Raw genomic sequence first — 25,316 nt, 5'->3', positions numbered from 1 at the left:
CCAACCACCACAGACTCCCGCAACCACCCAACGAAGGAGAATCAGATGCGGAAGATTTCAGTGGGGCTCGTCGCGCTCGGCGCGGCAGCCTCGATGGCCCTGGCGGCCTGCTCCTCCGGAGCCCCGGCAGCCAGTGGCAGTGCCTCCGGCCAGGCGTCGTCCGGCGAGAAGCCGTACATCGCCATCGTCTCCAAGGGCTTCCAGCACCAGTTCTGGCAGGCCGTGAAGCAGGGCGCGGAGCAGCAGGCCGCCAAGGACGGCGTGACCATCACCTTCGAGGGCCCGGCCACCGAGTCCGAGGTGGAGGCCCAGATGAACATGCTGACGGCCGCGCTGGCGAAGAAGCCTGCCGCCCTCGGCTTCGCCGCGCTGGACAGCAAGGCCGCTGCCCCGGTGCTGCAGCAGTTCAAGGACGCCAACATCCCCGTCGTCGCCTTCGACTCCGGCGTCGACTCCGACATCCCGGTGACCACCGCTGCGACGGACAACAAGGCCGCCGCCGCCGAGGCCGCCAAGCACATGTGTGAGCTCGTCGGTGGCGCCGGCACCGTGGGTGTCATGGTCCACGACCAGACCTCCCGCACCGGCCAGGACCGTCGCGACGGCTTCATCGAGGGCATGAAGGCCACCTGCCCGAACGTGAAGGTGCTCGACCCGCAGTACGGCAAGGGTGACCCGAACATCAGCGCCGACATCGCGTCGTCGATCATCGAGGCCAACAAGGACCTCAAGGGCATCTTCCTGGCCAACGAGGGCACCGCGATCGGTGGCATCAAGGCCACCCAGCAGAAGGGCATGGCGGGCAAGCTCGTCCTGATCGGCTTCGACTCCGGCACCGACCAGATCAACGCCATCAACGACGGCACCATGGCCGGCGCCATCACCCAGAACCCGGTCGGCATCGGCGAGCAGGTCGTCGCCGCGGCCGTGAAGACCCTCAAGGGCGAGACCGTGCCCAAGGTCATCGACACCGGCTTCTACTGGTACGACAAGACCAACATCAACGACGCCAAGATCCAGGCGGTTCTCTACAAGTAGTCGTTGGTCGAGGTAACTCTCTCTCGTGGGGGCGGTCTGCACGCCGGACCGCCCCCACGTCCCTCCCCGGAACAGGACACGCATGCTCATCGCTCACGACCTGGGCACGTCCGGCAACAAGGCGTCGCTGCACGCCGCGGACGGGCGACTGATCGCCAGCGCGACCTCGTCCTACCCCACCCGCTACGCCGCCGACACGACCAGCGAGCAGGACCCGCACGACTGGTGGCGGGCCGTCGTGGAGACGACCCGCGAGCTGCTCGCGACCACCGGCACCTCGCCCGCACAGGTGGACGGCATCTGCGTCTCCGGGCAGATGATGGGCCTGGTCATGCTTGACGCCGCGGGGACGCCCGTCCGGCCGGCGATGATCTGGTCCGACCAGCGGGCCGCCACCGAGGCGGCGCGGCTCGCGTCCGCCGTGGGCGACGTCGCCGCCTACCGGATCACCGGCCACCGCATCGCCGCCACCTACACCCTGCCCAAGCTCGCCTGGGCCCGTGAACACGATCCCGCCGCCTTCGCGGCGACGACGGCGATCTGCGTCGCCAAGGACTACGTGAACCTCCGCCTCACCGGCACGCTGGTGACCGACCACTCGGACGCCTCCTCCACCGACGCCTACGACCTGGCGACCGGGACGTGGTCGACCACCCTCCTGGACGCCGCGGGCGTGCCCGCCGCGCTGTGGCCGGAGATCGTGGAGTCGACCGCCGTGATCGGCACCCTCACCGCGCCCGCTGCGGACGAGCTCGGCCTGCTCCGGGGCACCCGTGTGGTCGCCGGCGGAGGGGACGGGCTGATGGCCTCCGTCGGCGCCGGCTGCGTCACCCCCGACTCCCCCGGCTACGTGTGCCTGGGCACGTCCGCGTGGTACGCCACCACGACGACCTCCCCGCTGCTCGATCCCGAGCGCCGCTCGTTCAGCTTCCGCCACGTCGTGCCCGGCCTGTTCGGCGCGTTCGCCACCACCCAGACCGGCGCCGGCTCGCTGCAGTGGGCCGCGGAGGCCCTGGGTGAGGAACCCGCGGAGGTCTCGGCCCTCATCGCCGCGGCGGCGGACGTCGCCGCAGCCGGCGAGGGATTGTTCTTCCTGCCGTACCTGATCGGCGAGCGCTCGCCCTGGTGGGACCCCGACGCCTCGGGCGTGTTCGCCGGCCTGCGGATGCACCACCGCCGCCCCCACCTCACGCGCGCGGTGCTCGAGGGCGTGGGCTACAGCCTCGCGCTGTGCATGGCGCCCCTGCGGGGCGGGCGCGAGGCCGAGGTCGTGGACGTGATCGGCGGCGGCGCCGCCAGCGACGCCTGGCTGGGGCTGCTCGCGGACATCTGGGGCGTGGGCGTGCGGCGACGCAGCGTGACGACGCAGGCCAACAGCCTGGGCGCTGCCGTGACCGGACTCGTGGGACTGGGCCTGGCGGACTTCTCGATCGCCCCTACGCTGTCCACCGTGGAAGCAGAGTTCGCTCCGGGCGAGGGCAGCGGCGCACACGTCGCGCACCTGGAGCGCTTCGCCGACGCGTACCGGGCGCTGCGTCCGTGGTTCTCCGGTGGCGCGTGATGGTCACCATCTACGACGTCGCCGCCCTGGCCGGGGTCTCCCCGGCCACCGTCTCGCGCGTGTTCAACGGCATCAAGGTCACCCCGAGCCGGGCCGAGGCCGTCACCCGTGCCGCCGCGGAGCTCGGGTTCGTGCCGAACCGCAACGCGCGCCGGCTGCGCACGAGCTCCTCGGAGATCATCGCGATGATGGTGCCCGACATCGAGAACCCGTTCTTCACCGTGATGACCCGCGCCGTCGAGGACGTGGCCCGCGCGCAGGGCTACTCCGTCATGCTGTGCAACACCGACGAGGATCCCGCGCGCGAGCAGGAGTACCTGCGGGTGGCCGTGAGCGACCCGGTGGCCGGCATCATCATGGTTCCGAGCAGCCGGACGACCGACCTCCAGCTGGCCCGCGAGCGCGGCGTCCCCGTGGTCTGCGTCGACCGCCGCGCGCCGGGCAACGCCTTCGACGCCGTGGTCGCCGACAACATCGGCGGCGCGATCGCCGGCACGCGGATCCTGCTCGAGTCGGGCTTCCGGCGGATCGGCTGCATCAGCGGTCCGGAACGGGTCGAGACGGCCGAGGACCGCGCCGCCGGCTGGCGGATGGCGGTGGAGCAGGCGACCGGGGCGCCGCCGTCCCCGGAGCTGCTGCGCCGCGCCGAGTTCACCGTGGCCGGCGGCGAGCAGGCCACGCGAGAGCTGCTCGCGCTGGACGACCCGCCGGACGCCATCTTCGCCGCGAACAACAAGCTGTCGACCGGCGTGATCCGCGTCCTCGCCGAACGCGGGATCCTCCCCCCGACCACCGGCGTGATGGCCTTCGGCGGCCTCCCGCTCGTCGTCCTCTCCCCCATGGGAATCCTGGTCACCCACCTGCCCGCGCGTGAACTGGGCCTCACGGCAGCCCGGATGCTGCTCGAGCGCATCGACGGCCTGGACACCCCCGCCCGCGACATCGTGCTTCCCGTGGTGATCAGCAACGAGGAGGACGGGCTGACGCTCATCGACGGTCGCACCGGCGCCTTCGGCTGAGACCGGTCGCCGCGGCTCAGGAGGGCAGCGGCGTCCCGTAGAGGGTGAGCAGGCGGCCGGCCTCCGCCGAGACCGCGTCGCGCGCCGGGCGCATCCACTTCCGGGAGTCGACCAGCGCCTCGTCGGCGGCCAGCGTCGCGCGCACCGCTCCGGTGAACACCTTGTTCAGGTGGGTGGAGACGTTGATCTTGGTCATGCCGGCGGCGATCGCCCGGCGCATGCCCTCGTCCGACACCCCCGACGAGCCGTGCAGCACGAGCGGGACGCCGACGGCCGCACGGATGGCCCGGATCAGGTCCTCGTCGAGGCTCGCGTCCCTGGTGGTCATCGCGTGGGAGGAACCCACCGCCACCGCGAGCAGGTCGACGCCGGTGTCGGCGACGAACGCCGCGGCATCCTCCGGCGACGTCCGCGCGGACGGGTCGTGGACGCCGTTCTTGCCGCCCACCTCACCCAGTTCCGCCTCGACGTCGGCGCCGCGCGCGTGGCAGAGCGCGACGACCTCCCTCGTGGTCGCGCGGTTCTCGTCGTCAGGGAGCTTCGAGCCGTCGTACATCACCGAGCTGACGCCCAGCGAGACGGCCTCGCGGATCAGCCCGACGTCCTCGGCGTGGTCGAGGTGCACCGCCACCTGGGCGGACGAGGCGCGCGCGACCGCGAGCGTGCCCAGGCACAGCGGCGCGAGCGCGCCGTGGTAGCGCACGGCGTTCTCGGAGATCTGGAGCACGACCGGACGCCCCGTGCGCTCGGCGGCCCGGACGAAGGCGGTGGCGTGTTCGAGGTGGATCACGTTGAACGCGCCCAGCCCGAGGCCGGCGGTGCGGGCGGAGAGCGCGAGGTCGCGCAGGGAACTCAGCATGGATCGATCCTGTTCAGCTCTGGTGGACGGTGACCGGCACCTCGAGGGTGTCGGCGAAGGCGGGGTCGAAGCGGCCGGTCTCAGGGTGCGCGGCCGCGGCTGCGGACACGCGGACGCCGAGCGCGAGGGCGTCGGGGAGGTCGAGGCGCCGGGCGAACCCCGCGGCGAGGCCGCCGACGAGGACGTCGCCGCACCCGACCGGGTTGACCGCGGCCACCCGCGGAGCGCGGGCCCGCACCACCTGGTCGGCGGTGACCGCGACCGCGCCCTCCTCCCCGAGGGACACCACGACCGCGCCGGTGCCCGCGACGCACAGCGTTCGCGCGGCGTCCACGACGGCGTCGAGGTCGGGCAGGTCGGCACCGACGAGTGCCGCCAGCTCCTCGCGGTTCGGCTTGGCGAGCGTCGGGGCGGCGCGGAGGCCCTCGGCGAGCAGGACGCCGCTGGTGTCCAGCAGCACCGGGCGCCCGGCCTCGTGCGCCGCGCGGACGAGCGGGACGTAGACGTCGGCGGGACAGCCGGCAGGGGCGCTGCCGGACAGGGTGACGACGTCCACCTGTGGCAGCAGGCCGGCGAAGCGCCGCTCGAGCGCCGCCAGGTCGTCGGCCGTGACGGTCACACCGGGTTCGAGGAACTCGGTGGAGGTGCCGGCGGCGTCGATGATGTTGATGCAGGTGCGGCTCTCCCCCGCCACGCGCACGAACTCGTCGCCGATTCCCTCCGCAGCGACCCCGTCGGTGATGAACGCGCCCGCGAAGCCGGCGACGAAGCCCGAGGCGAGCACGCGCTGCCCGCACAGCTGGGCGCCGCGGGCGACGTTGAGCCCCTTGCCGCCCGGGCCGGCCAGCACGCGCGCCACGCGCTGGACGCGTCCCAGCGTGACGGCGCCGACGTCGTAGCGCTTGTCGATCGCTGCGTTCAGGGTGACGGTGAGGACGGTCACGAGGCGGCTCCGGGAAGGGCGAAGGTGGCGCGGTCTCCGACGACGAGCCGCGTGTGGAGCACGACCGTGCGGGCCTCCCCCTCGCGTTCGCCCTCGATCCGCGCGAGGACGAGTTCCGCCGCGCGGGCGGCGATCTCGGCGACCGGCTGGACGACGAGCGTCGGTCGTGGCCGGATGATGCGGGCGAGGTCGAGGTTGTCGAACCCGACGATGGCCGGACGCGGGAGGTCGGTCCCCAGCTCGTTGAGGGCCATCGTGGCGCCGAGCGTGAACTCGTAGTTGGCACACACCACCGCCGTCGGCGGGTGGTCCAGTTCGAGCAGCCGCCGCATCCCGTCGTAGCCGCCCTCGATGCTCACCGCGTCCGCCTGCGTGAGCTCGCGGCGCGGCAGCCGGCCGGTCGCCGCCTCCACCGCGGCCCGGAAGCCGATTCGCCGCTCGCGCATGGTGAACAGCGTGTCGGGCCCCGCGAGCAGGGCGATCTCGCCGTGTCCGGAGCCGGTGAGCAGGTCGACGGCCGAGGCGATCGCCGCCCGGTTGTCCACCACCACCGCGTCCGCACGGCCGTTGGTCACCGGGCGGTCGACCGAGATCACCGGGATGCCGCGCTCGTGGGCGGCGTCCAGCCCGGCCACCTCGTCGCCCACCGGGATGATCACCAGGCCGTCCACCATCTTGCCGATCAGGAAGTGGATGGCCTCCGCCTCCGCCTCCGCGCTGCCACGGGAGTCGCAGATGATCGCGCCGTAGCCGGCCTCGCGCAGCCGTTCCTCCATGCCGGAGACGATCGTGGTGTTGAAGGTCGAGTTGAGTTCGGCGAGCACGACCCCCAGCGTCCGGGAGCGGCGGCTGCGCAGGCCGCGCGCGAAGTCGTTCACCTGGTAGCCGAGGTCGCGCGCGGCCTGCTCGATGAGCACCCGGTTGGCGTAGAGGACGTTGCCGCCGTTGAAGTACTTCGAGATGGTCGCGAGCGACAGCCCGGTCAGGCGCCGGATGTCCTTGTAGGTGGCGACCACGGTCCTCCCGCCATTAGCGAAACGTTTCGTGATGCCCAGCCTGATACCGAGCCCCGCGCTTGTCAAGTCATCCTAGATCACGGGCGAAACGATTCGCCAGCCATTGCGGACCCGTCGCGGGGTGAGCTAGCCTGATCCAGAGCAAAACGTTTCGCTCTCAAGGAGGAGAGGTGGCCGCAACCAGCCGGACCGGCGCGTCGGCGCCGGTGTACCTCGGGGTCGACATCGGCACGTCCGGCGCTCGCGCGATCGCCGTCGACCGGACGGGTCGCACGCTCGCGACCGCCGACCGTCCCTATTCCCTGCACACCCCCGCACCGGGGCACGTCGAGCAGGACCCGAACGACTGGATCGCCGGCGCGATGGCCACGATCACCGAGGTCTGCGCCTCCGGCGCGTTCGACCCGGCGGACGTCGCCGGCATCGGCGTGGACGGGCAGAGCTGGGCCTGCGTGCCGGTGGACGAGACGGGTGCGGTGCTGGCCAGGACCCCGATCTGGATGGACATGCGCGCCCAGTCGATCTGCGACGAGACGCTCTCCCGCGTCCCGGCCGCCACCATCCTCGGCGTCGCCGGCAACCGCCTCAGCCCCAGCTACTCGACGGCCAAGATGCTGTGGTTCGAGCGGCACCGTCCCGACGTGTTCGCACGGACGCGGTGGTTCCTCCAGTGCAACAGCGTGGTGGTGATGGCCCTCACCGGGGTCGCCAGCCAGGAGCACTCCCAGGGCTACGGCTGGCACTTCATCGACGTCGCCACCGGCGGCGTGGACCACGCCCTCGCCGCCGCGCTGGGCTGCGACCCGTCCCGGGTGCCGGAGGCGGTCGAGCCGACGGCCGTGGTGGGCGGAGTGACCCCGGCCGTGGCCCGGGCCACCGGCCTCGTGGCCGGCACCCCCGTGGTGGCCGGCGGCCTCGACGCCGCCTGCGGCACCCTGGGCGCGGGCGTCTTCCGTCCCGGCCAGACCCAGGAGCAGGGCGGCCAGGCGGGCGGCATGAGCATCGCCCTCGACGCCCCCGTGGCCGACGAGCGGCTGATCCTCTCCCGCCACGTGGTGCCGGGCAGCTGGCTGCTCCAGGGCGGGACGGTCGCCGGCTCAGCGAGCCTCGCCTGGCTGGCCCGGGTGGCCGGTGCGGCCGAGCTGGCGGCGTCCGAGCACTCCGGGCGCGGCCTGTATGAGGAGGTCTCCGCGCTGGCCGCCACCGTGGGCCCCGGTGCCGAGGGCCTCGTCTTCCTGCCGTACCTCTCCGGCGAGCGCTCCCCGCTGTGGGACGCGGACGCGCGCGGCGCGTTCGTAGGCCTCCACCTGGGCACCGGGCGCGGCCACCTGTACCGGGCGGTGATGGAGGGCGTCGCCATGGCGCTGCGGCACAACCTGGAGGTCGCGCTCGCGGCGGGCGCCGGGGTGACCGAGCTGCTGGCGATCGGCGGCGCCACCCGCAGCCCACTGTGGATGCAGATCAAGGCCGACGTCACCGGGCTCCCGGTCGTGGTCACCGCCAACCCGGACGCGACCCCGCTCGGCGCGGCGATGCTGGCCGCCATCGGCACCGGCGGCGGGACGGTGGACGACCTCGTCGGCGACTGGGTGCAGCGCTCGGCCGGCTACGTCCCCGACCCGGACACCCGGGCCACCTACGACCGGCTGTACGCGGTGTACGCCGGCCTCTACCCGGCGCTCGCGCCCAGCATGCACGCGCTCGCCGACCTCAGCCGAACCGGAACGGAGAACGCACTGTGAGAGCAGCGGTCCTGCACGCCCCCCGCGACGTCAGGGTGGAGGACGTCCCCACCCCGGAACCGGGACCGGGCGAAGCCCTGGTCCGCGTCCGCATGACCGGGGTGTGCGGCTCGGACATCCCCCGCGTGCTCAGCGACGGCGCGCACTTCTATCCCATGGTGCTCGGCCACGAGATCGCCGGGGAGGTCGCGGCGGTCGGTGACGGCGTGGACGGCACCCTGGTGGGCCGTCGCGTCGCGGTCGCACCGCTGCTCCCCTGCCACGCGTGCCCACGTTGCGCCGCCGGTGAGTACGCCCAGTGCCCGAACTACAGCTTCATCGGCTCGCGACAGTTCGGCGGGCTCGCCGAGTACGTGGTGGCTCCCGTGGCCAACCTGACGGTCGTCGCCGACAGCGTCCCCTTCCGCGACATCGCGTTCTTCGAGCCGTCCACCGTCGCCCTGCACGGTGTCCGCCACGCCGGGTTCAGCGGCGGCGGCAGCGTGCTCGTCCTCGGCGCGGGCACGATCGGGCTGTTCACCCTCCAGTGGGTGCGCATCCTGGGCGCGGACCGCGTCGCGGTCGTCGACGTGAACCCCGACCGGCTGGCCACCGCCACCGCGCTCGGTGCGGACGCCACCTTCGACGCCCGCGAACCGGACCTGCTCGCCCGCCTGCGCGCGTGGCAGCCCGGCGGGGTCGACCACACCTTCGAGACCGCCGGCCAGAACGCCACCATGTCGCTGGCCTTCCAGGCCGCCGGCGTCCACTCCCGCGTGTGCTTCATCGGCAACAGCCACGCGGACCTGACCTTCGACCACGCGGTGTTCGAGCAGCTCAACCGCAAGGAGTTCTCGCTCACCGGCTCGTGGATGTCCTACAGCGCGCCGTTCCCGGGCACCGAGTGGTCGCTGACCGCCGAGTGCGTGGCCGACGGCCGCCTGCGGATCATCGACGACCTCGTCCACGGCGTCTTCGACCTCGCGCAGGTGATGGACGCCTTCCGCCTCTTCGAGACCCCCGGCGCCGTGTCGGGGAAGATCCTGTTCGACCCGACCCCCGCCATCCAGGAGTGACCATGACCACCACCGCCCACGACACCGTCGACCCCACCACGGTGCCCCGGCTGGCCCTCGCCGGCGGCGCCACGATCCCCATGCTCGGGCTGGGGACGTTCGGCTCGGACCGCTTCTCCCTTGAGGACATCGCCGAGGCCGTCGGCGTCGCCCTCCGCACCGGCTACCGCCTCGTCGACTGCGCCTCGGTGTACGCCAACGAGCACCTGATCGGCCCGGTGCTGAAGAGCACGATGGCCGAGCTCGGCCTCGCCCGCGACGAGGTGTTCGTGATCTCGAAGGTCTGGAACGACGCCCACGACCCGGCCGCCGCCGTGGCCTCCGTGCACAAGAGCCTCGCCGACCTCGGCCTCGACCACCTCGACGCGCTGCTGATCCACTGGCCGTTCCCGAACACCCACGAGCGCTTCGCCGCGCCGGACGCGCGCAACCCCTCGTCCCGTCCCTACATCCACGCCGAGTACATGGCGATGTACCACGCGCTCGAGGAGCTCGTGGACGCGGGCCTGGTGCGGCACCTCGGGGTGTCGAACATGACCATCCCCAAGCTGCGGCTGGTGCTGCGGGACGCCCGGATCGCCCCGGCGATCAACGAGATGGAGCTGCACCCGGCGTTCCAGCAGGGCGAGCTGTACCAGTTCAGCAAGGACCACGGCATGGTCGTGATCGGCTACTCCCCGATGGGCTCGCCACGCCGGCCCGAGCGCGACACGTTCGAGGGCGACGTCGCCGACATGGAGCACCCGGTGGTCGTGCGGATCGCCGCGGAGCTCGGCGTCCACCCGGCCGAGGTGTGCCTGAAGTGGGCCGCCCAGCGCGGGCACGTCGCGATCCCCTTCTCGGTGAAGCCCGCCCAGATCCTGTCCAACCTCCGCGCGATCACCACCAACCCGCTCACCCCCCGGATGCTCAACGACCTGCGCTCGGTCGAGGCCAACAGCCGCCTGATCAAGGGCCAGGTCTTCCTGTGGGAGGGCTCGGGCGACTGGCTCGACCTGTGGGACGTCGACGGCACGATCCCGGGCTGGACCGGCTACGGGAGCACAGCCGCGGAGTAGCCCCGAAACGCCGCGTTCCGCGGTCCGGCCACCCCTGCTCCGGACCGCGGAATTGGCACATCCGCCTTGACTCTGAAATCGATTGCTGAAACGATGAAGGGGAGCTCGTCCCGACGTTCAACGAAGTCCCGCGGGGCGACGGACAATCCTCAAGGAGTCTGACAGTGAGCACCTACCTCGTGCCTGAAATCCCCGTGCGGCCGGCGGCCGAACCCCACACCCTGTACGTCGTCGCCAGCGGTGACCTGCGCCTGACCACCAACGTCAAGACGTGGGGCATGCAGCAGCAGGTCGAGGCACAGTTCGCCGCTGCGGCCAACGCCCTCGGGTGGAAGGTCACCCGCGCCCACGGCGTCGACCCGGTGAAGGGCCACGGCTTCATCGACAATCAGCGCAAGGGCATGGACGTCTTCGCCGCCATCCCCGCCGACGCCCCGCTCGTCGTGGTCGAGGCCGTGTGGCAGTACAGCCACCACGTGCTGGCCGGCCTGCGCGACCACCAGGGCCCGATCCTTCTCGCCGCGAACTTCGCCGGCGACTTCCCCGGCCTGGTCGGCATGGCGAACCTGCACGGCTCCCTCACCAAGGCCGGCGTGGCCCACTCCACCATCTGGAGCAAGGACTTCACCGACGAGTGGTTCACCGCGAAGCTCCAGGAGTGGCTGGCCACCGGCGCGATCGTCCACGACACCTCGCACGTGCGCGACCTGCCCGAGCTGCCCGACTCCGCGGAGAAGCGGCTGGGCGAGGCGCTCGCCGCGGAGCTGAAGGCGAAGAAGGCGATCCTCGCCGTCTTCGACGAGGGCTGCATGGGCATGTACAACGCGATCATCGACGACGAACTGCTCAACCCGGCGGGCATCTACAAGGAGCGGCTCAGCCAGAGCGCCCTGGTCGCGGAGATGAACAAGGTCACCGACGCAGAGGCCGCCGCCGTCCGCGCCTGGCTCGACGAGAGGGGCATGACCTTCCACGTCGACAACGAGGGCGACTGGAAGGAGTGCCTCACCGACGCGCAGCTCACCAGCCAGTTCAAGATGTACATCGCCGCGCTGCGGATCGCGGACGACTTCGGCGCCGATGCCGTCGGCATCCAGTACCAGCAGGGCCTGAAGGACATGGTGCCCGCGTCCGACCTGGCCGAGGGCCTGCTGAACAACGTCGAGCGTCCCCCGGCCTACTCCCGCGAAGGCGACCGGGTGCTGTTCGACGGCAAGGCGATGCCGCACTTCAACGAGGTGGACGAGGGCGTCGCGGTCGACGCCGTGGTCACCAACCGCGTCTGGACGGCCATGGGCCTGGACCCGGCCACCACGCTGCACGACGTCCGCTGGGGCGACGACTGGGAGGACGACTTCGTCTGGGTGCTGGAGATCTCCGGCTCCGTCCCTGCGTCCCACCTCGGCGGGTACGCCAACGCCCACTCCTACCGGCAGAGCTACTACTACTTCCCGCTGGGCGGCGGCACCCTCGCCGGGGTCTCCAAGCCGGGCGAGATCGTGTGGTCGCGGGTGTTCATCATGGACGGGGCCCTGCACGTCGACCTGGGCCGCGGCACCTGCATCGAGATGCCCGAGGCCGAGGTGCAGCGTCGCCTCGACTCCACCAACCCGGAGTGGCCGATCATGAACGCCGTCCTGCATGGCGTGAACCGCGACCAGCTGATGGCGCGCCACAAGGCCAACCACATGAACGTGGCCTACGCTCCGGACGCGGCGAGTGCCGACGCGGCCCTGATCGCCAAGGCGGCCATGTTCCACGCCATGGGCTACCAGGTCCACCTGGCCGGCGACGTGGTCCCCGCGATCGGCTGACCCCCGCCGGGCTCACGCCCGGCCCCTGACGTCCATGGGCGGACGGACAGCGGGCGGCCTCGGATGTGCGATCCTCCGAGCCGCCCGCTTCGTCCGTCCACTCCCGCCTCCGGCGCCCCTTCCCACCCCGCGCTCGCCGCACCCCCCAACCCGCGCTCGCTACCGAGTGCAACTCCCGCTGCCGGAATTCCGGTAGCGGGAGTTGCACTCGGGGGCAGGAACGGGGTTGGGGTGGGGTGGGGCCGCGAGGGGACGGGGGGACGCGTCAGCGGAAGAGGCCGGTGTCCACGTTGAAGGCGGTCACGACGCGGTTGAGCTCCTCGTCGGTCAGGCCCTGGGCGCGTCCGCCTGAGCACAGGTTCATGTACTCGTACAGCGCGCCGGTCTCGGCGTACTCGATGCGGTCGCAGGCTTTGAGCGGGGACGTGTCGGAGCGGGCCATGACGCCGTGCTTGGCCCACAGGACGATCTGGTGCCTGCGCAGGTTCGCCACGTTGGCGGCCATCAGCTCGTCGGACCCGGGCACCATGAACGGCAGGTAGCCCACCCCCTCCCGCAGCTGGACGATCGTCTCCGGCTCCCAGCGCAGGATCGCCGCGTTGAGGGCCGGCGTGCTCTGGTAGTCCGGGATGTGCGACAGGTGGGTCAGGTGCGGCGGCTGCGCGTGGATCACCGCGTGGAATCCGATCCCCCGGTCGCGCACCTGGTCCTCGTGCACGGCGAGGTGGGAGTTGAACTCCGAGGTCGGGCGGTCGAAGTTGCCCTTCCTGCGGTGGTGGAGCGTTCCCGACCGTCCGCCGGGGTGAACCACGACCGCTCCGAGGTTGTTGCGCGGATTGTTGCCGACCTGCCTCAGCCGGCAGCCCGAGCCGGTGACCAGCACGGTGTAGCCGGCCAGGTGTGGCGCGTCGTAGGGCAGCTCGATCTCGCGGGAGACGTTGAAGAAGTCGTCGAGCTCGACCGGCCAGTTGAAGCAGGCCGAGATGTTGCCCGCACCCGCCTCGACGGCGTCGATGTCATTCAGGCGCCGCCCGGCGGCGCCGATGCTCTCGATGACCTCTGCGACGGTCTCGGGGTAGGACGTGGTGCCCATGGTCAGGCCCTTCCTGGGTAGGCCCGCCGCTCGGCCGCGGCCCACTGCTCGGGCCCGAACGGCAGGACGCCGGGGGTGTAGGTGATGAGGTCGGAGGAGGCGATCGCGACCTGGCGCAGAGCCATCCGGTCGCCCTCGATGGCGCCGCAGGCGCGAGCCTGGACGAGCAGGTTGCCCAGCGCCGTGCCCTCGGAAGGGCCGGCCACCACCGGCAGGCCGGTCGCCTCGGCGGTGAGCTGGCACAGCAGCGTGTTCTGGCACCCGCCACCCACGATGTGCACCACCGACACCTCGCGTCCCGCCAGCCGGCAGGCGCGCTCGATCGTGCGCCGGTACGCCAGGGCGAGGGAGTCGAGGATGCAGCGGCAGGTCGCTGCCGGGTCGTCGGGCAGTTCCTGGCCGGTCTCCGCGGCCATCTCCCGCAGGCGCGCGGGCATGTCGCCGGGCGGCAGCAGCCGCTCGTCGGTCATGTCGAGGACGCAGGCCAGGCCGGGCAGGGCGGCCGCCGCCTCGAGCAGCGGGACGAGGTCGACGTCGCGTCCGGCGGCCTTCCAGGTGCGGATGCTCTCGCTCAGCACCCACAGCCCCATGACGTTCTTGAGGTAGCGGACGGTGCCGTCGATCCCGAGCTCGTTGGTGAAGTCGGCCTCGCGGCTGGCAGCGGTCAGCACCGGCTCGTCGAGCTCGAGCCCGACCAGCGACCAGGTGCCCGAGGAGACGAAGGCGAAGTCGGCGCTGCCGGCCGGGATCGACGCCACCGCGGAGGCGGTGTCGTGGCCGCCGACCGCGACGACACGGACCGGCCGGCTGAACAGCCCGTCGGTGGTGGCGCCCAGCACCGTCCCCGGCTCGACGAGTTCGGGCAGGACGCGCGGCACGGGCAGCCCGTAGGCGCTCGCGAGGTGATCGCAGGTGGACGCCGACCAGGTGCGCGCGGCCACGTCCAGCAGCCCGGTGGTGGAGGCGATGGTCATCTCCGCGACCGCTCGTCCGCACAGCCAGTACGACATCAGGTCGGGGGTCAGCAGCACCGTCGAGACGCGGCTCCAGTCGTCGTCGCGCCCGGCGACGAGCTGGAAGATCGTGTTGAACGGCATCACCTGCAGGCCCGCCGTGGCGTACAGCTGCTCGGCCGGGAGCGAGGCGAAGACCAGCTCGGGGACGCCGTTCGTCCGGTCGTCGCGGTAGTGGAACGGGCTCTCCAGCAGCTCGCCGTCCGCGCCCAGACGCCCGTAGTCGACACCCCAGGTGTCCACGCCGACGGACTCCAGCGCTCCCCCGCTGGCCTCGATCGCCTTCTCGATGCCCTCACGCACATGGGCGAAGAGGCCGGCGGCGTCGGTGTGGATGCTCCCGTCCGCGCCGTCGACCGGCCCGTTGGGGAACCTCGTGGTCTCGCTGAGGGTGAAGCGGCCGTCCTCGAGGCGCCCGAGGATGACGCGTCCGCTGGAGGCGCCGAGGTCGGCGGCGGCGAAGTACCGGGCGGTCATCGGGACGCTCCGGGGCACGGGCTGACGGGGAGGATCATGGCGCTTCCTTGCGACTGATTGAATCGTTTCACATCATACGGACGGCGATCGCCGTTGTCAAGGAAGAGCCTAGCGGCGAGGCGACTCAGCGACCGGCCGCACGCAGCTGGTCCTCGAGGTTGAAGACCTCCTCGACCCGCTCCCACGCCTCGTCCGGTGCACCCTCGGACGCGAACATGCGAGACATCTCCGCCTGCCACCTCGCGTTGACCTCCGTGGCGCCCACAGCCTGCTGCGCCGCGTCGAGGTCGTCGGCCTCGCAGTAGCCGATCAGCAGGCCGTCGGGACGCAGGAACAGCGAGTAGTTGCGCCAGCCGGCGTCCCTCAGCGCGACCAGGAGGTCCGGCCAGACAGCGGCGTGCCGCGCCTTGTACTCCTCGAGCCGGCTCGGGTCGACATGGCCCAACAAGCAGTACCTCGCCATGGGTGCTCTCTCCTCTCCGGAGCGTCGAGGGCCAGCCTTAGCGCCGAGGGCCAGCCCCTGTGGGCTGGCCCTCGGCGACAACGCTGGCCCTCGCCGGGTTGCGTGGGTCGCGCGGTTGGGTCGCGCGGTTGCGTGGGTCGCGCGGTCGCGCGGTTGCGCGGGTTGCCGGGTTGCGTGGGTTGCGTGGGTTGCGCGGTCGCGTGGGGTGCGGGGGTCGCGGGCGGACGCGGGTCAGGCGCCCCAGCCGGCCTGGGTGCCGCCGACGCGCTCGGCGGCGATGCGGCCGAGGTAGCCGGTGGCGGCGAAGGCGGCCATCGGGTCCGCGGGCAGCCCCCGGGACTCCCGCCAGTCAGCCAGGTCGGCGCGGACGTCGGTGTAGAAGGCGTCCATGAAGACGCCGTTCGCGCCGAGGACGTCGCCGGCCTCCTGCGCCGCCGCGAGGGCGTCGGTGTCGACGAGCATGGCCTTGGCCGTCATCTCCTGCACGTTCAGCACCGAGCGGATCTGGCCGGGGACCTTGTCCTCGACGTTGTGGCACTGGTCGAGCATGAAGGCCACCCCGGAGTCGGGGCCGTAGCCACCGCCGCGGACGACCTCGTACAGGATCCGGAACAGCTGGAACGGGTCGGCAGCCCCGACGATGAGGTCGTCGTCGGCGTAGAAGCGGGAGTTGAAGTCGAAGCTGCCGAGCTTGCCCAGCCGCAGCAGCTGCATGACGATGAACTCGATGTTGGTACCCGGAGCGTGGTGGCCGGTGTCGAGGCAGACCATCGCCTTCGGGCCGAGCGCGGCCACCTGGGCGTACGAGGTGCCCCAGTCGCACACGTCGGTGTGGTAGAACGCCGGCTCGAAGAACTTGTACTCCAGCACGAGGCGCTGGTCAGGGCCGAGCCGGTCGTAGATCACCTGGAGCGACTCGGCGAGGCGGTCCTGGCGTCCGCGGAGGTCGGCCTGGCCGGGGTAGTTGGAGCCGTCGGCGAGCCAGATCTTCAGGTCGCGGCTGCCCGTGGCGTCCATGATGTCGATGCACTCGAGGTGGTGGTCGATCGCCTTGCGACGGACGGCCGGGTCGAGGTGGGTCAGCGAGCCGAACTTGTACGCGTCGTCCTGGAACGTGTTCGAGTTGATCGTGCCCAGGGCCACGCCAAGGTCACGGGCGTAGGCGGCGAGCGCTGCGTAGTCGTCCACCTTGTCCCACGGGATGTGCAGGGCGACGGTGGGCGCCAGGCCGGTGAAGGCGTGCACCTGCGCGGCGTCCGCCAGCTTCTCCTGCACGGTGCGGGGGGTGCCCGGCGTGCCGAACACCTTGAAGCGGGTCCCCGAGTTCCCGAACGCCCACGAGGGCAGCTCGATGGCCTGGAGGGCCAACTGGTCAGTGATGGAGGCGAAATCAGTCATCTCGGGTTCTTCTCTGCGTGCGCGCGTCGATGGGGGTCGAGGGGTGGGGGTGTGGTGCCCGGCCGGTGTCCGGCCGGGCACCACGGACAACTCAGAAGTTGAAGTTGTCGATGTTGTCCTTGTTGAACTTGTAGGGCTCGCCGAGCAGGACGGTGGCGTCAGCGCCGATCGTGTACTCCTTGTCGCCGGCCTTGAAGGTCTCGCCCTCCTTGCCGGTGATCTCGCCCTTGACCATGGCCGCGGCGGCGTAGGCGGCGAGCGCGCCCAGCTCCTCGGGGTTCCACAGCGCGAACTCGGTGACGGTGCCGTCCTTGACGTACTCGCGCATCTGGTTCGGGGTGCCCAGGCCGGTCAGCATGACCTTGCCCTTGGCCTTCGAGGTGGACAGGTAGCGGGCCGCGGCGGCGATGCCGACCGTGGTCGGGGACACGATGCCCTTCAGGTTCGGGTGGGACTGCAGCAGGCCGGCGGTCTTGTCGAACGAGGTCTGGTCGTCGTCGTTGCCGTACACCACGTCGACGAGCTTGACGTTCGGGTGGCTCGCGGCGAGCTCCTTCTTCATCATGTCGATCCAGGCGTTCTGGTTGGTCGCGTTGGCCGCGGCCGACAGGATCGCGATCTCGCCGGAGTCACCGATCTCGGAGGTGATGATGTCGACCTGCACCTTGGCGATGCCCTCGGCGGTCGCCTGGTTGATGAACAGGTCGCGGCACTCGGGGTTGGTGTCGGAGTCGAAGGTGACGACCTTCACCCCGGCGGTCTTGGCCTCCGTCAGCGCGTCGCAGATGGCCGACTTGTCGTTGGCCGACACGATCAGCGCGCCCACCTGCTGCTGGGTGGCGGTGTTGATGTAGGAGACCTGGCCGGCCGGGTCGTCGCCCTTGGCCGGGCCCACCTGGGTCACGGTGCCGCCGACGGCCTGCACCGCCGCCTGGACGCCCTTGAACGAGGTGTCGAAGTACGGGTTGCCCAGGTTCTTCGGCAGGAAGGTCATGGTCAGATTCGCCGCGGCCGGGGCCGAGGACGCCGGGGCGGAGCCGGAGGCGGCCGGGCTGGCAGCGCCACCCGACGAACAACCGGCAGCAAGCAGGAGGCTTGAGGCCGCCAGCGCCGCCATTGCACGGAGACCCACACGGGACTTACCGAGCATCATGGGTGATCCTTTCGTTTGGTCGGGCCCGACGTTGGGCCAGACGGTTGATTGGGGCAAGCCCCGGTTCCTTCAGGAGGTCTTTGCGGGTGGAGCGGCCGGACGGAGGCGTTTCGCCTGGATCCAGGACAGGACGCTGCCGGCGATCACCGACAGCACCAGCAGGACGCCGGTGATGATGCTCACCACGTCGGACGTGATGTTCACCAGTTGCAGCGCCTTGGACAGCACGCCGATCAGCAGGACGCCGGCGACGACGCCGTGCAGGGCACCGCGTCCGCCGAACACCGACACCCCGCCGAGCACGACCGCTGCGATCACCTGGAGTTCCATGCCGGTGGCGTTGTCGCCGCGCGCGGAGTTGTAGTAGAGCGCGTAGTAGATGCCGGCGAGCGCGGCCATCAGCCCCGACAGCACGAACAGCACCAGCCGGGTGCGCTCGGCGTCCACGCCGGAAAACACGGCGGCGTCCTTGCTCAGCCCGATCGAGAACACACCGCGGCCGAACGGGGTGAAGTGCAGCATGATCGCGAACGCGGCGAGCAGCAGGACGAAGACGATCATCACCGTCGGGATCCCGCTGCCGCCGATCTTCGACTTGACCAGCGTCGTCCACCAGCGGTCGAACTGGGTGATGGCTGTCGTGCCGAGCAGCCCGACAGCGATCCCGCGGTAGAGCGCGAGCGTACCGATCGTCACCGCCAGCGCAGGCAGGCCGATCCGGGTGACGAGGAGGCCGTTGACCAGGCCGCCGAGCGCTCCGACGAGCAGGGCGATCAGGCCGGCCACGGGGACGGACAGGCCCATCTGGGTGCCGAGCCCCAGCGTGACGCTGCTCAGGCCGACCATCGAGCCGACGGACAGGTCGATGTCGCCGGTGATCATCACCGGGGCCATCGCCAGCGCGATCAGCAGGATCGGGGTGACGTCGAAGAGCAGGTAGCCCAGCGTCACCGGGGTGGCGAACTTCGGCACCATGACGGACGCGGCCACGACGACGGCGAGGAGCAGCGCGATGATCGCCATCTCGCGGTTGAACAGGGCCCGGCGCCACAGGGGACGGCCGAACTCGGCGTACGTGCGGGTGTCCGGACTGCCGGTGGTGAGCGTGGTCATGCTGCGCTCCTGTCTTCCATCAGTCGTTTGGCCTGCCGGTTCGCCAGCACGCGGTCGAGGATGATCGCGCCGATGATCAGGGCACCCACCACGGCGCGCTGCCAGAAGTCGGGGATGCCGAGGACGGGGAGGGCGCGGTTGATCGTGAGCAGCAGGTAGGCGCCGAAGACGGCACCCAGCACGGTGCCGCTGCCGCCGACGATGGCCACGCCGCCGATGACGGCCGCGCCGATCGCCTGGAGCTCGAAGCCGTCGCCGACCTGGGAGTTGATGGTGCCGTAGCGGGCGGCGAAGAGCACGCCACCGAGCCCGGACGCGGCGCCGCTGGCGACGAAGGCGATGAGCACGCGCTTGGTCTTGGCCAGGCCGTACAGCTCTGCGGCGTCGGGGTCGGAGCCGATCGCGTAGAACTCGCGTCCGCCACGGGTGTTCGCCATGTACCAGCCGACCATCGCCAGGATCGCCACGGCGAGGATCGTGATCACCGGGATGGTCAGCACCTGCTGGGTGCCGAGGGCGAGGAAGTCGCGCGGCATGTCGGAGGCGTTGATCCGGTTGCTGCCGGTCCACACCACGTTGATGCCGCGGTAGGCGTAGAGGGTGCCGAGGGTGATCACCATCGCCGGCACGCGTCCGAACGCCACCAGCGCGCCGTTGACGAGGCCGAGCAGGCTGCCGAAGGCGATGCCGACGAGGAAGACCAGCGGGATCGGGAACCCGGGGACGGCGACGAACAGGCTGCCCACGAGGTACGCGGTCAGGCCGACGATCGAGCCGACGGACAGGTCGACGCTGCGGGTGATGATCACCACGGCCTGGCCGATCGCGACCACGGCCACGATGGCCGGGGTGAGCAGCAGGTCGCGCCAGCCGTCACCGCTGAAGAGGAACTGCGGGTTCTTCACGGTGGTCGCCGCGACGACAAGGGCGAAGGCCAGGAAGATGCCGGTCTCGCGGGAGCGCGCCAGGGAGCCGAGCCGGCTGAGCACTCCGGGGGCGGGCGGGGCGGCCACGGTCGTCACGCGACGTCCTCCTTGTCGTGGGTGGCGGCGAACATGACCGACTCGGGAGTCGCCTCTGCTCGCGGGATGTCTGCGGTGATCCGGCCCTCGTGCATCACGAGGACGCGGTCGGCCATGCCCAGCACCTCGGGCAGCTCGGACGAGATCATCAGGATCGCCAGGCCCATGCCGGCGAGCTCCGACATCATCCGGTGGACCTCGGACTTCGTGCCGACGTCGATGCCGCGTGTGGGCTCGTCGATGATCAGCACCTTGGGGTTCGCCGCCAGCCACTTGGCCAGCACCACCTTCTGCTGGTTGCCGCCCGAGAGGGTGCCGGCCACGGCGTCCAGGGCCGCGGTCTTCACCTCGAGCTTGCGCGCCCAGATCTGGGCCTCCGCGTTCTCGCGCCGCGCGGTCACCAGGCCGAAGGTGGTGAGCGTGGGACGGATCGCGTCGGTGATGTTGCTGGCGACGGTGGCGTCGATGACCAGGCCCTGCTTGCGCCGGTCCTCCGGCACGAGCGCGATGCCCTGCTTCATGGCCGCGCTGGGCTTGCGGCGGGGCAGCGGCTTGCCGTCCACGACCACTGAGCCGGCGGTGTAGGGGTCGACGCCGAAGACCGCGCGGGCCACCTCGCTGCGTCCCGCGCCGACGAGGCCGGCGAGGGCGACGATCTCGCCGGAGCGGACGGTGAAGCTGATGTCGGAGAACACGCCGGGCTCGGTGAGCCCGGTCACCTCGAGCAGCGGACGCCCGATCTCGGCCGCCTGCTTGGGGAAGAGCTCGTTGACATCGCGTCCGACCATCCGGCGCACGATCTCTGCCACCGAGGTGTCGGCGATCGCGTCGGTGGAGATGTAGGTGCCGTCCCGCATCACGGTGACGGTGTCGCACAGGCTGAAGACCTCGTCGAAGCGGTGCGAGATGAACATCAGCGCCCGGCCCTCGTCGCGCAGGCTGCGGGCGACAGCGAACAGCCGGTCGACCTCGACACCGGACAGGGCCGCGGTGGGCTCGTCCATGATCAGCACGCGGGCGTCCAGGGAGATGGCCTTCGCGATCTCGATGATCTGCTGGTCGGCGATCGACAGGCCCTCGCAGGGACGGTCGGGGTCGATGCGGACGCCGAGCCGCTCCATCAGGCCGACGACCTCCGCGCGCATCGCCGCCTTGTCGATGCGGCCGAAGCGGCTCACCGGCTGGCGCCCCATGAACACGTTCTCGGTCACCGACAGGTCGGGGAAGAGGGTCGGCTCCTGGTAGATCACCGCGACGCCGGCGTCCTTGGCCTCGGCCGTGGTGCGGAAGTGCACCGGCGCGCCGTCCATCTCGAAGGTGCCGGTGTCGCGCTGGTAGAGCCCGGCCATGATCTTGACCAGGGTGGACTTCCCGGCGCCGTTCTCACCGACGACGGCGTGTATCGAGCCGGCCCGCAGGGCCAGGTCGGCGTTGCGCAACGCGACCACCGCCCCGAAGCTCTTCGACACGCCCTTGAGCTCGAGAACCGGTGCTGCCTGGCTGTTGTCCACCGAGCTGCCTCCATTGGCCGATGCGTTGAAACGTTCCATAAGAACGATTCATGACCCTACGGAAGAGGAGGCCCGGTGTCAACCCTTCCGGGGCTTGCGGCGGTGTGTCGAGCGGCGCGCGACCAGCTGCGGGACGAAGCGGATCGTCTCGTGGACGTGCGGCAGGCCGGCGTCCGCCGCCTCCATCTCGGCGAGGAGCAATTCAGCGGACTTGCGGCCGATGTCCTCCCGCGGCTGCCGGATCGAGGACAGCGGGACGGCGGCCGCCGCGGCGAAGGCGATGTCGTCGTAGCCGATGATGGCCATGTCGTCCGGCACGCGCAGGCCCGCGGTGGTGAACCCCTGGAGCAGGCCGATCGCGATCAGGTCGTTGGCCGCGAAGACGGCGGTGGGGCGCTCGGCCTCGGGCAGCGCGGCGATCTCCCCCGCGCTGCTGACGCCCGCCTCGAGACTCGTGGTCGGGGTGCTGACCACCAGCAGGGACGTCCCCTCCCCCGCCTGGTCGACGGCCAGTTCCGCGCCGCGGCGGCGGTCCCTGACCTGGGCGAGAGTGCTCGGGCCGCCGACGAACGCCAGGCGGTGGTGGCCCTGGTCGAGCAGGTGCTCGGCGGCGAGGCGGCCGCCGACGAGGTCGTCCACGCCCACCGAGCAGTAGTCGGTGCCGGTGCCTGCTCGGTCGACGATCACCACGGGGATGCCCCGGCGGCGCAGCTTGAGCACACGCTCGGCGCGGTCCTCGATCGGGGCGAACAGGACGCCGCCGATGCGCTGCTGCTCGAACCGCTCCAGCAGCGTGAGCTCGCGGGACAGGTCGGAGTCGCTGTTGCCCACCTGCACCGAGTACTGCTCGTCGTAGAGCAGCCGCTCCGCGCCGCGGATCACGTCGGCGAAGAAGGGGTTGGACAGGTCCATGACCACCATGCCGATGGATCGGCTGCGGCCGGCGCGCAGCTGCCTGGCCGACTCGTTGGGTACCCAGCCGAGCTTCGCGATCGCCTCCTCGACGCGCTGGCGGGTGGCGTCGGACACACGGTCGGGCGAATTCAGCACGTTGGACACCGTGCCGACGGAGACCCTCGCGAGCATGGCGACGTCGCGCATGCTCACCGAACTCCTGGGCGTCATGGACACTCCGATCTGGCGATTGGTCACGATTAGATCACAAAATCGGTTCATTGAAACGGATCATTCACGGGTGTGACACACGAGGCGCGTCACGACCACCCGGCGCCTTCCGGCGCGGGCGGCACGCCGTCCGCTGTTCACCGCCGCCGGCCGCCGGGTGCGTCGCGCCGTGACGTCTGGAACGCTGTGCCCATGACCTGGCGGATGCCGGCAGAGACCGAGCCGCACGAGCGCACCTGGATGGCGTGGCCCTCCGGCGGCTACACCCTCGGCGACACCGCGTTCGAGGCCGAGCTCGCCCGGACCACCTGGGCGGCCGTCGCCAACGCCGTGGTCGACCATGAGCCGGTCTCGATGGTGGTGCCGCCGTCGGCGGTCGCCGACGCGCGCCGGCTGCTGTCGGCGTCGGTCGAGGTGCACGTGCACCCGCTGGACGACGCCTGGTACCGCGACACCGGCCCGACCTTCGTGCTCGACGAGGCGGGACGCCTGGGAGCCGTCGACTGGGTCTTCAACGGCTGGGGCGCCCAGGCGTGGGCGCGCTGGGAGCTGGACGCGCAGGCGGCCCGGGTGGCGATCGCCGCCAGCGGCGCCGAGCCGGTCTCCTCCCCGCTGGTGAACGAGGGCGGCGGCGTCCACACCGACGGCCACGGCACGGTCCTCGTCACGCGGACCGTCCAGCTCGACCCGGGCCGCAACCCGGGCTGGGACGAGGCCGCGGTCGAGGCCGAACTGGCGCGGACGGTCGGCGCGCGGCGCGTGATCTGGCTCCCCCGTGGGCTGACCCGGGACAGCCGGGAGTTCGGCACCCGCGGCCACGTCGACCTGGTCGCGACGTTCACCGGCCCCGGCGAGGTGCTGGTGCACGTCCAGCACGATCCGGCGCATCCCGACCACCCGGTGACCGAGGAGCTCGTCGGGCTGCTCCGGGCCGCCACGGACGCCGACGGACGGTCGCTGCGGGTGACGGAACTGCCCGCGCCCCGCGGCCTGACCGATGCCGAGGGCTTCGTCGACCACAGCTACGTCAACCACTACGTCGCCAACGGCGTGGTGGTGGCCTGCGCCTTCGACGACCCCGCCGACGCCCCCGCGCGGGAGATCCTCGCCGGGGCATACCCAGGACGCGAGGTGGTGGCGGTCGACGCGCGTCCGCTCTTCGCCCGCGGCGGGGGTATCCACTGCATCACCCAGCAGCAGCCGGCCCGGCCGGCGCCACAGGAGGTCCGATGAGAACGCTGGTCGCCGACGTGCTGGACTCCCCCGCCCGCGTGCGGACGGGCGACCGTCCGCCGCTCGTGGTGGGACTGGTGCAGACGCGTTGGCACGCGGACCCGGCCGAGCACGCCGCGGTGCTGGCCGACGGGATCGCCTCGGCCGCCGCGGCGGGCGCCGAGGTCGTGTTCCTGCCGGAGCTGACGCTGTCGCGCTACCCGGCGGACACCCTGCCCACCGGCCGCCCCGCCGACCTGGCGGAGGACCTCGCGACCGGCCCGACGGCCACCCTTGCCGCGACGGCGGCCCGGGAGCACGGGATCTGGGTGCATGCCTCGCTCTACGAGCGCGCGGACGGCCCCGACGGGCTGGGCTTCAACACCGCGATCCTGGTGGGCCCGGACGGAGGGATCCTGGCCCGCACGCGCAAGCTGCACATCCCGGTCACCGCCGGCTACCACGAGGACCGGTACTTCCGGCCCGGGCCCGCCGACGACCCGTACCCGGTGACCGCGCTCCCGGTCCCGGCGCGTCCCCGCATCGGGCTGCCGACCTGCTGGGACGAGTGGTTCCCCGAGGTCGCCCGCGCCTACAGCCTCGCCGGCGCGGAGGTGCTCGCCTACCCCACCGCGATCGGCTCAGAGCCGGACCACCCCGGCTTCGACACGGAGCCGCTGTGGCGCCAGGTCATCGTCGGCAACGGGATCGCCAACGGGCTCTTCATGGTCGTGCCCAACCGCTGGGGCGACGAGGGCCTGGTGCGCTTCTACGGCTCGTCCTTCATCTGTGACCCGTACGGACGGGTGCTGGTGCAGGCCCCCCGCGACGGCGACGCCGCGCTGGTGGCGTCCCTCGACCTGGCCCAGCGCGACGACTGGCTCACGCTGTTCCCGTTCCTGGTCACGCGGCGTCCGGACACCTACGGCGGCCTCACCTGAGTCGCCGCTCGCGCTCAGCACGTGACGTTCTCCCCCGTGTTCGGTGGCAAACGTCACACCCGAGCCGGCGTTTCCTTGACCTTCACCCTGCGGCAAGGTTTCCACTGGATCCCGGAGGTGGTTGAGATGACCCAGGACGGTGTCGGAGTGATCGTCGAGAGGCTGCGGCTGGCTTTGGGCGCTCATCCAGCACGACCGGACGCGCACGCTGGAGCGGGTGCTGCCGGAGCTGCGTTCGCCCTTCCCGCAGGCCCGGGCGCAGGGGCTGCACACGCTGTCCAAGCTCGGCGACCCGCGCGGGTGGCCCGCGATCACCACGGAGCTGCTGCTCGATGCCGAGGACGACGTGGCCCGGACGGCGTGGCGCGCTGCTGCGGCCCTCGTGCCGGCGCACGAGGCGGCGGCGCTGGCCGAGGTGCTCGCGACCCAGTTCGGTCGCGGCGACCACGCCACCCAGCGCAGCCTGAGCCGCGCGCTCGCGGCGCTCGGGGCCGCGGCCACCCCGGTGATCGAGCGGGGCAAGGCCCACGGCAGCACGAGGGCCCGCGCGCACGCGGTGGCCACCGAGAGGCTGGTGAAGAACCCCGACGTCGGCTTCGACGTGGCCCTCGCCGCCGCGCAGCGGACGGTGGCCCTCCACGGCGCCCCGCTCGTCGGGGACCTCGGGGAGTGAACGAACCGGGCCACGGT

General features: G+C 71.5%; 22 protein-coding genes. 10 read left to right on the top strand and 12 right to left on the bottom strand.

Translation table 11 applies throughout. From position 1 onward, the window contains the following. The first annotated feature begins 45 nt into the window (after positions 1-45). The 3 genes from ACFQQJ_RS09365 to ACFQQJ_RS09355 all read left to right on the top strand — a co-directional run bounded on the left by ACFQQJ_RS09365 (position 46) and on the right by ACFQQJ_RS09355 (position 3,618). Positions 46-1,038 carry an ABC transporter substrate-binding protein gene (locus ACFQQJ_RS09365; RefSeq protein ID WP_377105938.1) on the top strand — a complete coding sequence of 331 codons (993 nt, stop codon included), beginning with the start codon at positions 46-48 and terminating at the stop codon, positions 1,036-1,038. Positions 1,039-1,120: 82 nt separating this feature from the next. After that, complete coding sequence (gene xylB / locus ACFQQJ_RS09360; RefSeq protein WP_377105936.1) at positions 1,121-2,599, top strand: xylulokinase; 1,479 nt, start codon at positions 1,121-1,123, stop codon at positions 2,597-2,599. After that, the gene (locus ACFQQJ_RS09355; protein ID WP_377105934.1) at positions 2,578-3,618 is read left to right on the top strand and encodes a LacI family DNA-binding transcriptional regulator; all 1,041 of its coding nucleotides are present in this window, start codon (positions 2,578-2,580) and stop codon (positions 3,616-3,618) included. Before xylB ends, ACFQQJ_RS09355 begins: the two co-directional genes overlap by 22 nt. A gap of 16 nt (positions 3,619-3,634) precedes the next feature. On the opposite strand, the gene ACFQQJ_RS09350 is transcribed toward ACFQQJ_RS09355, so the two are convergent. Genes ACFQQJ_RS09350 through ACFQQJ_RS09340 form a run of 3 tightly spaced genes read right to left on the bottom strand, consistent with a single transcriptional unit; the run spans position 3,635 to position 6,436 of the window. After that, complete coding sequence (locus tag ACFQQJ_RS09350; RefSeq protein ID WP_377105932.1) at positions 3,635-4,477, bottom strand: class II fructose-bisphosphate aldolase; 843 nt, start codon at positions 4,475-4,477, stop codon at positions 3,635-3,637. A gap of 13 nt (positions 4,478-4,490) precedes the next feature. Then, the gene (locus ACFQQJ_RS09345) at positions 4,491-5,420 is read right to left on the bottom strand and encodes a 1-phosphofructokinase family hexose kinase (protein WP_377105930.1); all 930 of its coding nucleotides are present in this window, start codon (positions 5,418-5,420) and stop codon (positions 4,491-4,493) included. Continuing rightward, on the bottom strand, positions 5,417-6,436 hold the full coding sequence (locus tag ACFQQJ_RS09340) for a LacI family DNA-binding transcriptional regulator (protein ID WP_377105928.1): 1,020 nt from the start codon (positions 6,434-6,436) through the stop codon (positions 5,417-5,419). Before ACFQQJ_RS09340 ends, ACFQQJ_RS09345 begins: the two co-directional genes overlap by 4 nt. Before the next feature lie 170 nt (positions 6,437-6,606). Here ACFQQJ_RS09340 and ACFQQJ_RS09335 point away from each other — a divergent pair, with 170 nt between their 5' ends. The 4 genes from ACFQQJ_RS09335 (at position 6,607) to ACFQQJ_RS09320 (ending at position 12,105) form a co-directional block, all read left to right on the top strand. Next, positions 6,607-8,178: an FGGY-family carbohydrate kinase gene (locus ACFQQJ_RS09335; RefSeq protein WP_377105926.1), complete on the top strand. Its 1,572-nt coding sequence runs from the start codon at positions 6,607-6,609 to the stop codon at positions 8,176-8,178. Further along, positions 8,175-9,233 (top strand): galactitol-1-phosphate 5-dehydrogenase, encoded by a 1,059-nt coding sequence (locus ACFQQJ_RS09330; RefSeq protein WP_377105924.1) that lies wholly within the window; start codon positions 8,175-8,177, stop codon positions 9,231-9,233. The genes ACFQQJ_RS09335 and ACFQQJ_RS09330 overlap by 4 nt, the downstream gene beginning before the upstream one ends. A gap of 2 nt (positions 9,234-9,235) precedes the next feature. Next, entirely contained in the window at positions 9,236-10,291 is a 1,056-nt protein-coding gene (locus ACFQQJ_RS09325; protein WP_377105922.1) for an aldo/keto reductase family protein, read from the top strand. Positions 10,292-10,455: 164 nt separating this feature from the next. Next, positions 10,456-12,105, top strand: a complete 1,650-nt coding sequence (locus ACFQQJ_RS09320) for a hypothetical protein (RefSeq protein ID WP_377105920.1) — start codon at positions 10,456-10,458, stop codon at positions 12,103-12,105. Between the two features lie 265 nt (positions 12,106-12,370). On the opposite strand, the gene ACFQQJ_RS09315 is transcribed toward ACFQQJ_RS09320, so the two are convergent. The 9 genes from ACFQQJ_RS09315 to ACFQQJ_RS09275 form a co-directional block, all read right to left on the bottom strand. Further along, the gene (locus ACFQQJ_RS09315; protein WP_377105918.1) at positions 12,371-13,198 is read right to left on the bottom strand and encodes a class II aldolase/adducin family protein; all 828 of its coding nucleotides are present in this window, start codon (positions 13,196-13,198) and stop codon (positions 12,371-12,373) included. A 2-nt stretch (positions 13,199-13,200) separates the two neighbouring features. Continuing rightward, positions 13,201-14,688 carry a rhamnulokinase family protein gene (locus ACFQQJ_RS09310; protein ID WP_377105916.1) on the bottom strand — a complete coding sequence of 496 codons (1,488 nt, stop codon included), beginning with the start codon at positions 14,686-14,688 and terminating at the stop codon, positions 13,201-13,203. Between the two features lie 124 nt (positions 14,689-14,812). Continuing rightward, positions 14,813-15,151, bottom strand: coding sequence for an L-rhamnose mutarotase (locus tag ACFQQJ_RS09305; protein ID WP_377105914.1), 339 nt, complete (start codon positions 15,149-15,151; stop codon positions 14,813-14,815). Between the two features lie 231 nt (positions 15,152-15,382). After that, positions 15,383-16,549 carry an L-rhamnose isomerase gene (gene rhaI, locus ACFQQJ_RS09300; RefSeq protein ID WP_377105912.1) on the bottom strand — a complete coding sequence of 389 codons (1,167 nt, stop codon included), beginning with the start codon at positions 16,547-16,549 and terminating at the stop codon, positions 15,383-15,385. Positions 16,550-16,640: 91 nt separating this feature from the next. Continuing rightward, on the bottom strand, positions 16,641-17,543 hold the full coding sequence (gene rhaS / locus ACFQQJ_RS09295) for a rhamnose ABC transporter substrate-binding protein (RefSeq protein WP_377105910.1): 903 nt from the start codon (positions 17,541-17,543) through the stop codon (positions 16,641-16,643). Between the two features lie 228 nt (positions 17,544-17,771). Continuing rightward, complete coding sequence (locus tag ACFQQJ_RS09290) at positions 17,772-18,815, bottom strand: ABC transporter permease (RefSeq protein ID WP_377105908.1); 1,044 nt, start codon at positions 18,813-18,815, stop codon at positions 17,772-17,774. Beyond that, on the bottom strand, positions 18,812-19,837 hold the full coding sequence (locus ACFQQJ_RS09285) for an ABC transporter permease (RefSeq protein WP_377105906.1): 1,026 nt from the start codon (positions 19,835-19,837) through the stop codon (positions 18,812-18,814). Before ACFQQJ_RS09285 ends, ACFQQJ_RS09290 begins: the two co-directional genes overlap by 4 nt. Continuing rightward, a complete protein-coding gene (locus ACFQQJ_RS09280) occupies positions 19,834-21,348 on the bottom strand; it encodes a sugar ABC transporter ATP-binding protein (protein WP_377105904.1) in 1,515 nt (504 codons plus the stop codon). The genes ACFQQJ_RS09285 and ACFQQJ_RS09280 overlap by 4 nt, the downstream gene beginning before the upstream one ends. A 78-nt stretch (positions 21,349-21,426) precedes the next feature. After that, a complete protein-coding gene (locus ACFQQJ_RS09275; RefSeq protein WP_377105902.1) occupies positions 21,427-22,500 on the bottom strand; it encodes a LacI family DNA-binding transcriptional regulator in 1,074 nt (357 codons plus the stop codon). Positions 22,501-22,665: 165 nt separating this feature from the next. Here ACFQQJ_RS09275 and ACFQQJ_RS09270 point away from each other — a divergent pair, with 165 nt between their 5' ends. From ACFQQJ_RS09270 to ACFQQJ_RS09260, 3 genes are all read left to right on the top strand, one after another. Next, positions 22,666-23,706 carry an agmatine/peptidylarginine deiminase gene (locus ACFQQJ_RS09270; RefSeq protein ID WP_377105900.1) on the top strand — a complete coding sequence of 347 codons (1,041 nt, stop codon included), beginning with the start codon at positions 22,666-22,668 and terminating at the stop codon, positions 23,704-23,706. Continuing rightward, complete coding sequence (locus ACFQQJ_RS09265) at positions 23,703-24,626, top strand: nitrilase-related carbon-nitrogen hydrolase (protein WP_377105898.1); 924 nt, start codon at positions 23,703-23,705, stop codon at positions 24,624-24,626. The genes ACFQQJ_RS09270 and ACFQQJ_RS09265 overlap by 4 nt, the downstream gene beginning before the upstream one ends. A 217-nt stretch (positions 24,627-24,843) precedes the next feature. Then, on the top strand, positions 24,844-25,299 hold the full coding sequence (locus ACFQQJ_RS09260) for a hypothetical protein (protein ID WP_377105896.1): 456 nt from the start codon (positions 24,844-24,846) through the stop codon (positions 25,297-25,299). Positions 25,300-25,316 lie beyond the last annotated feature (17 nt).

The organism is Propionicimonas sp. T2.31MG-18, from assembly GCF_964266745.1.
GTDB lineage: Bacteria > Actinomycetota > Actinomycetes > Propionibacteriales > Propionibacteriaceae > Propionicimonas.
This window is presented reverse-complemented; position numbering and strand designations above follow the sequence as displayed.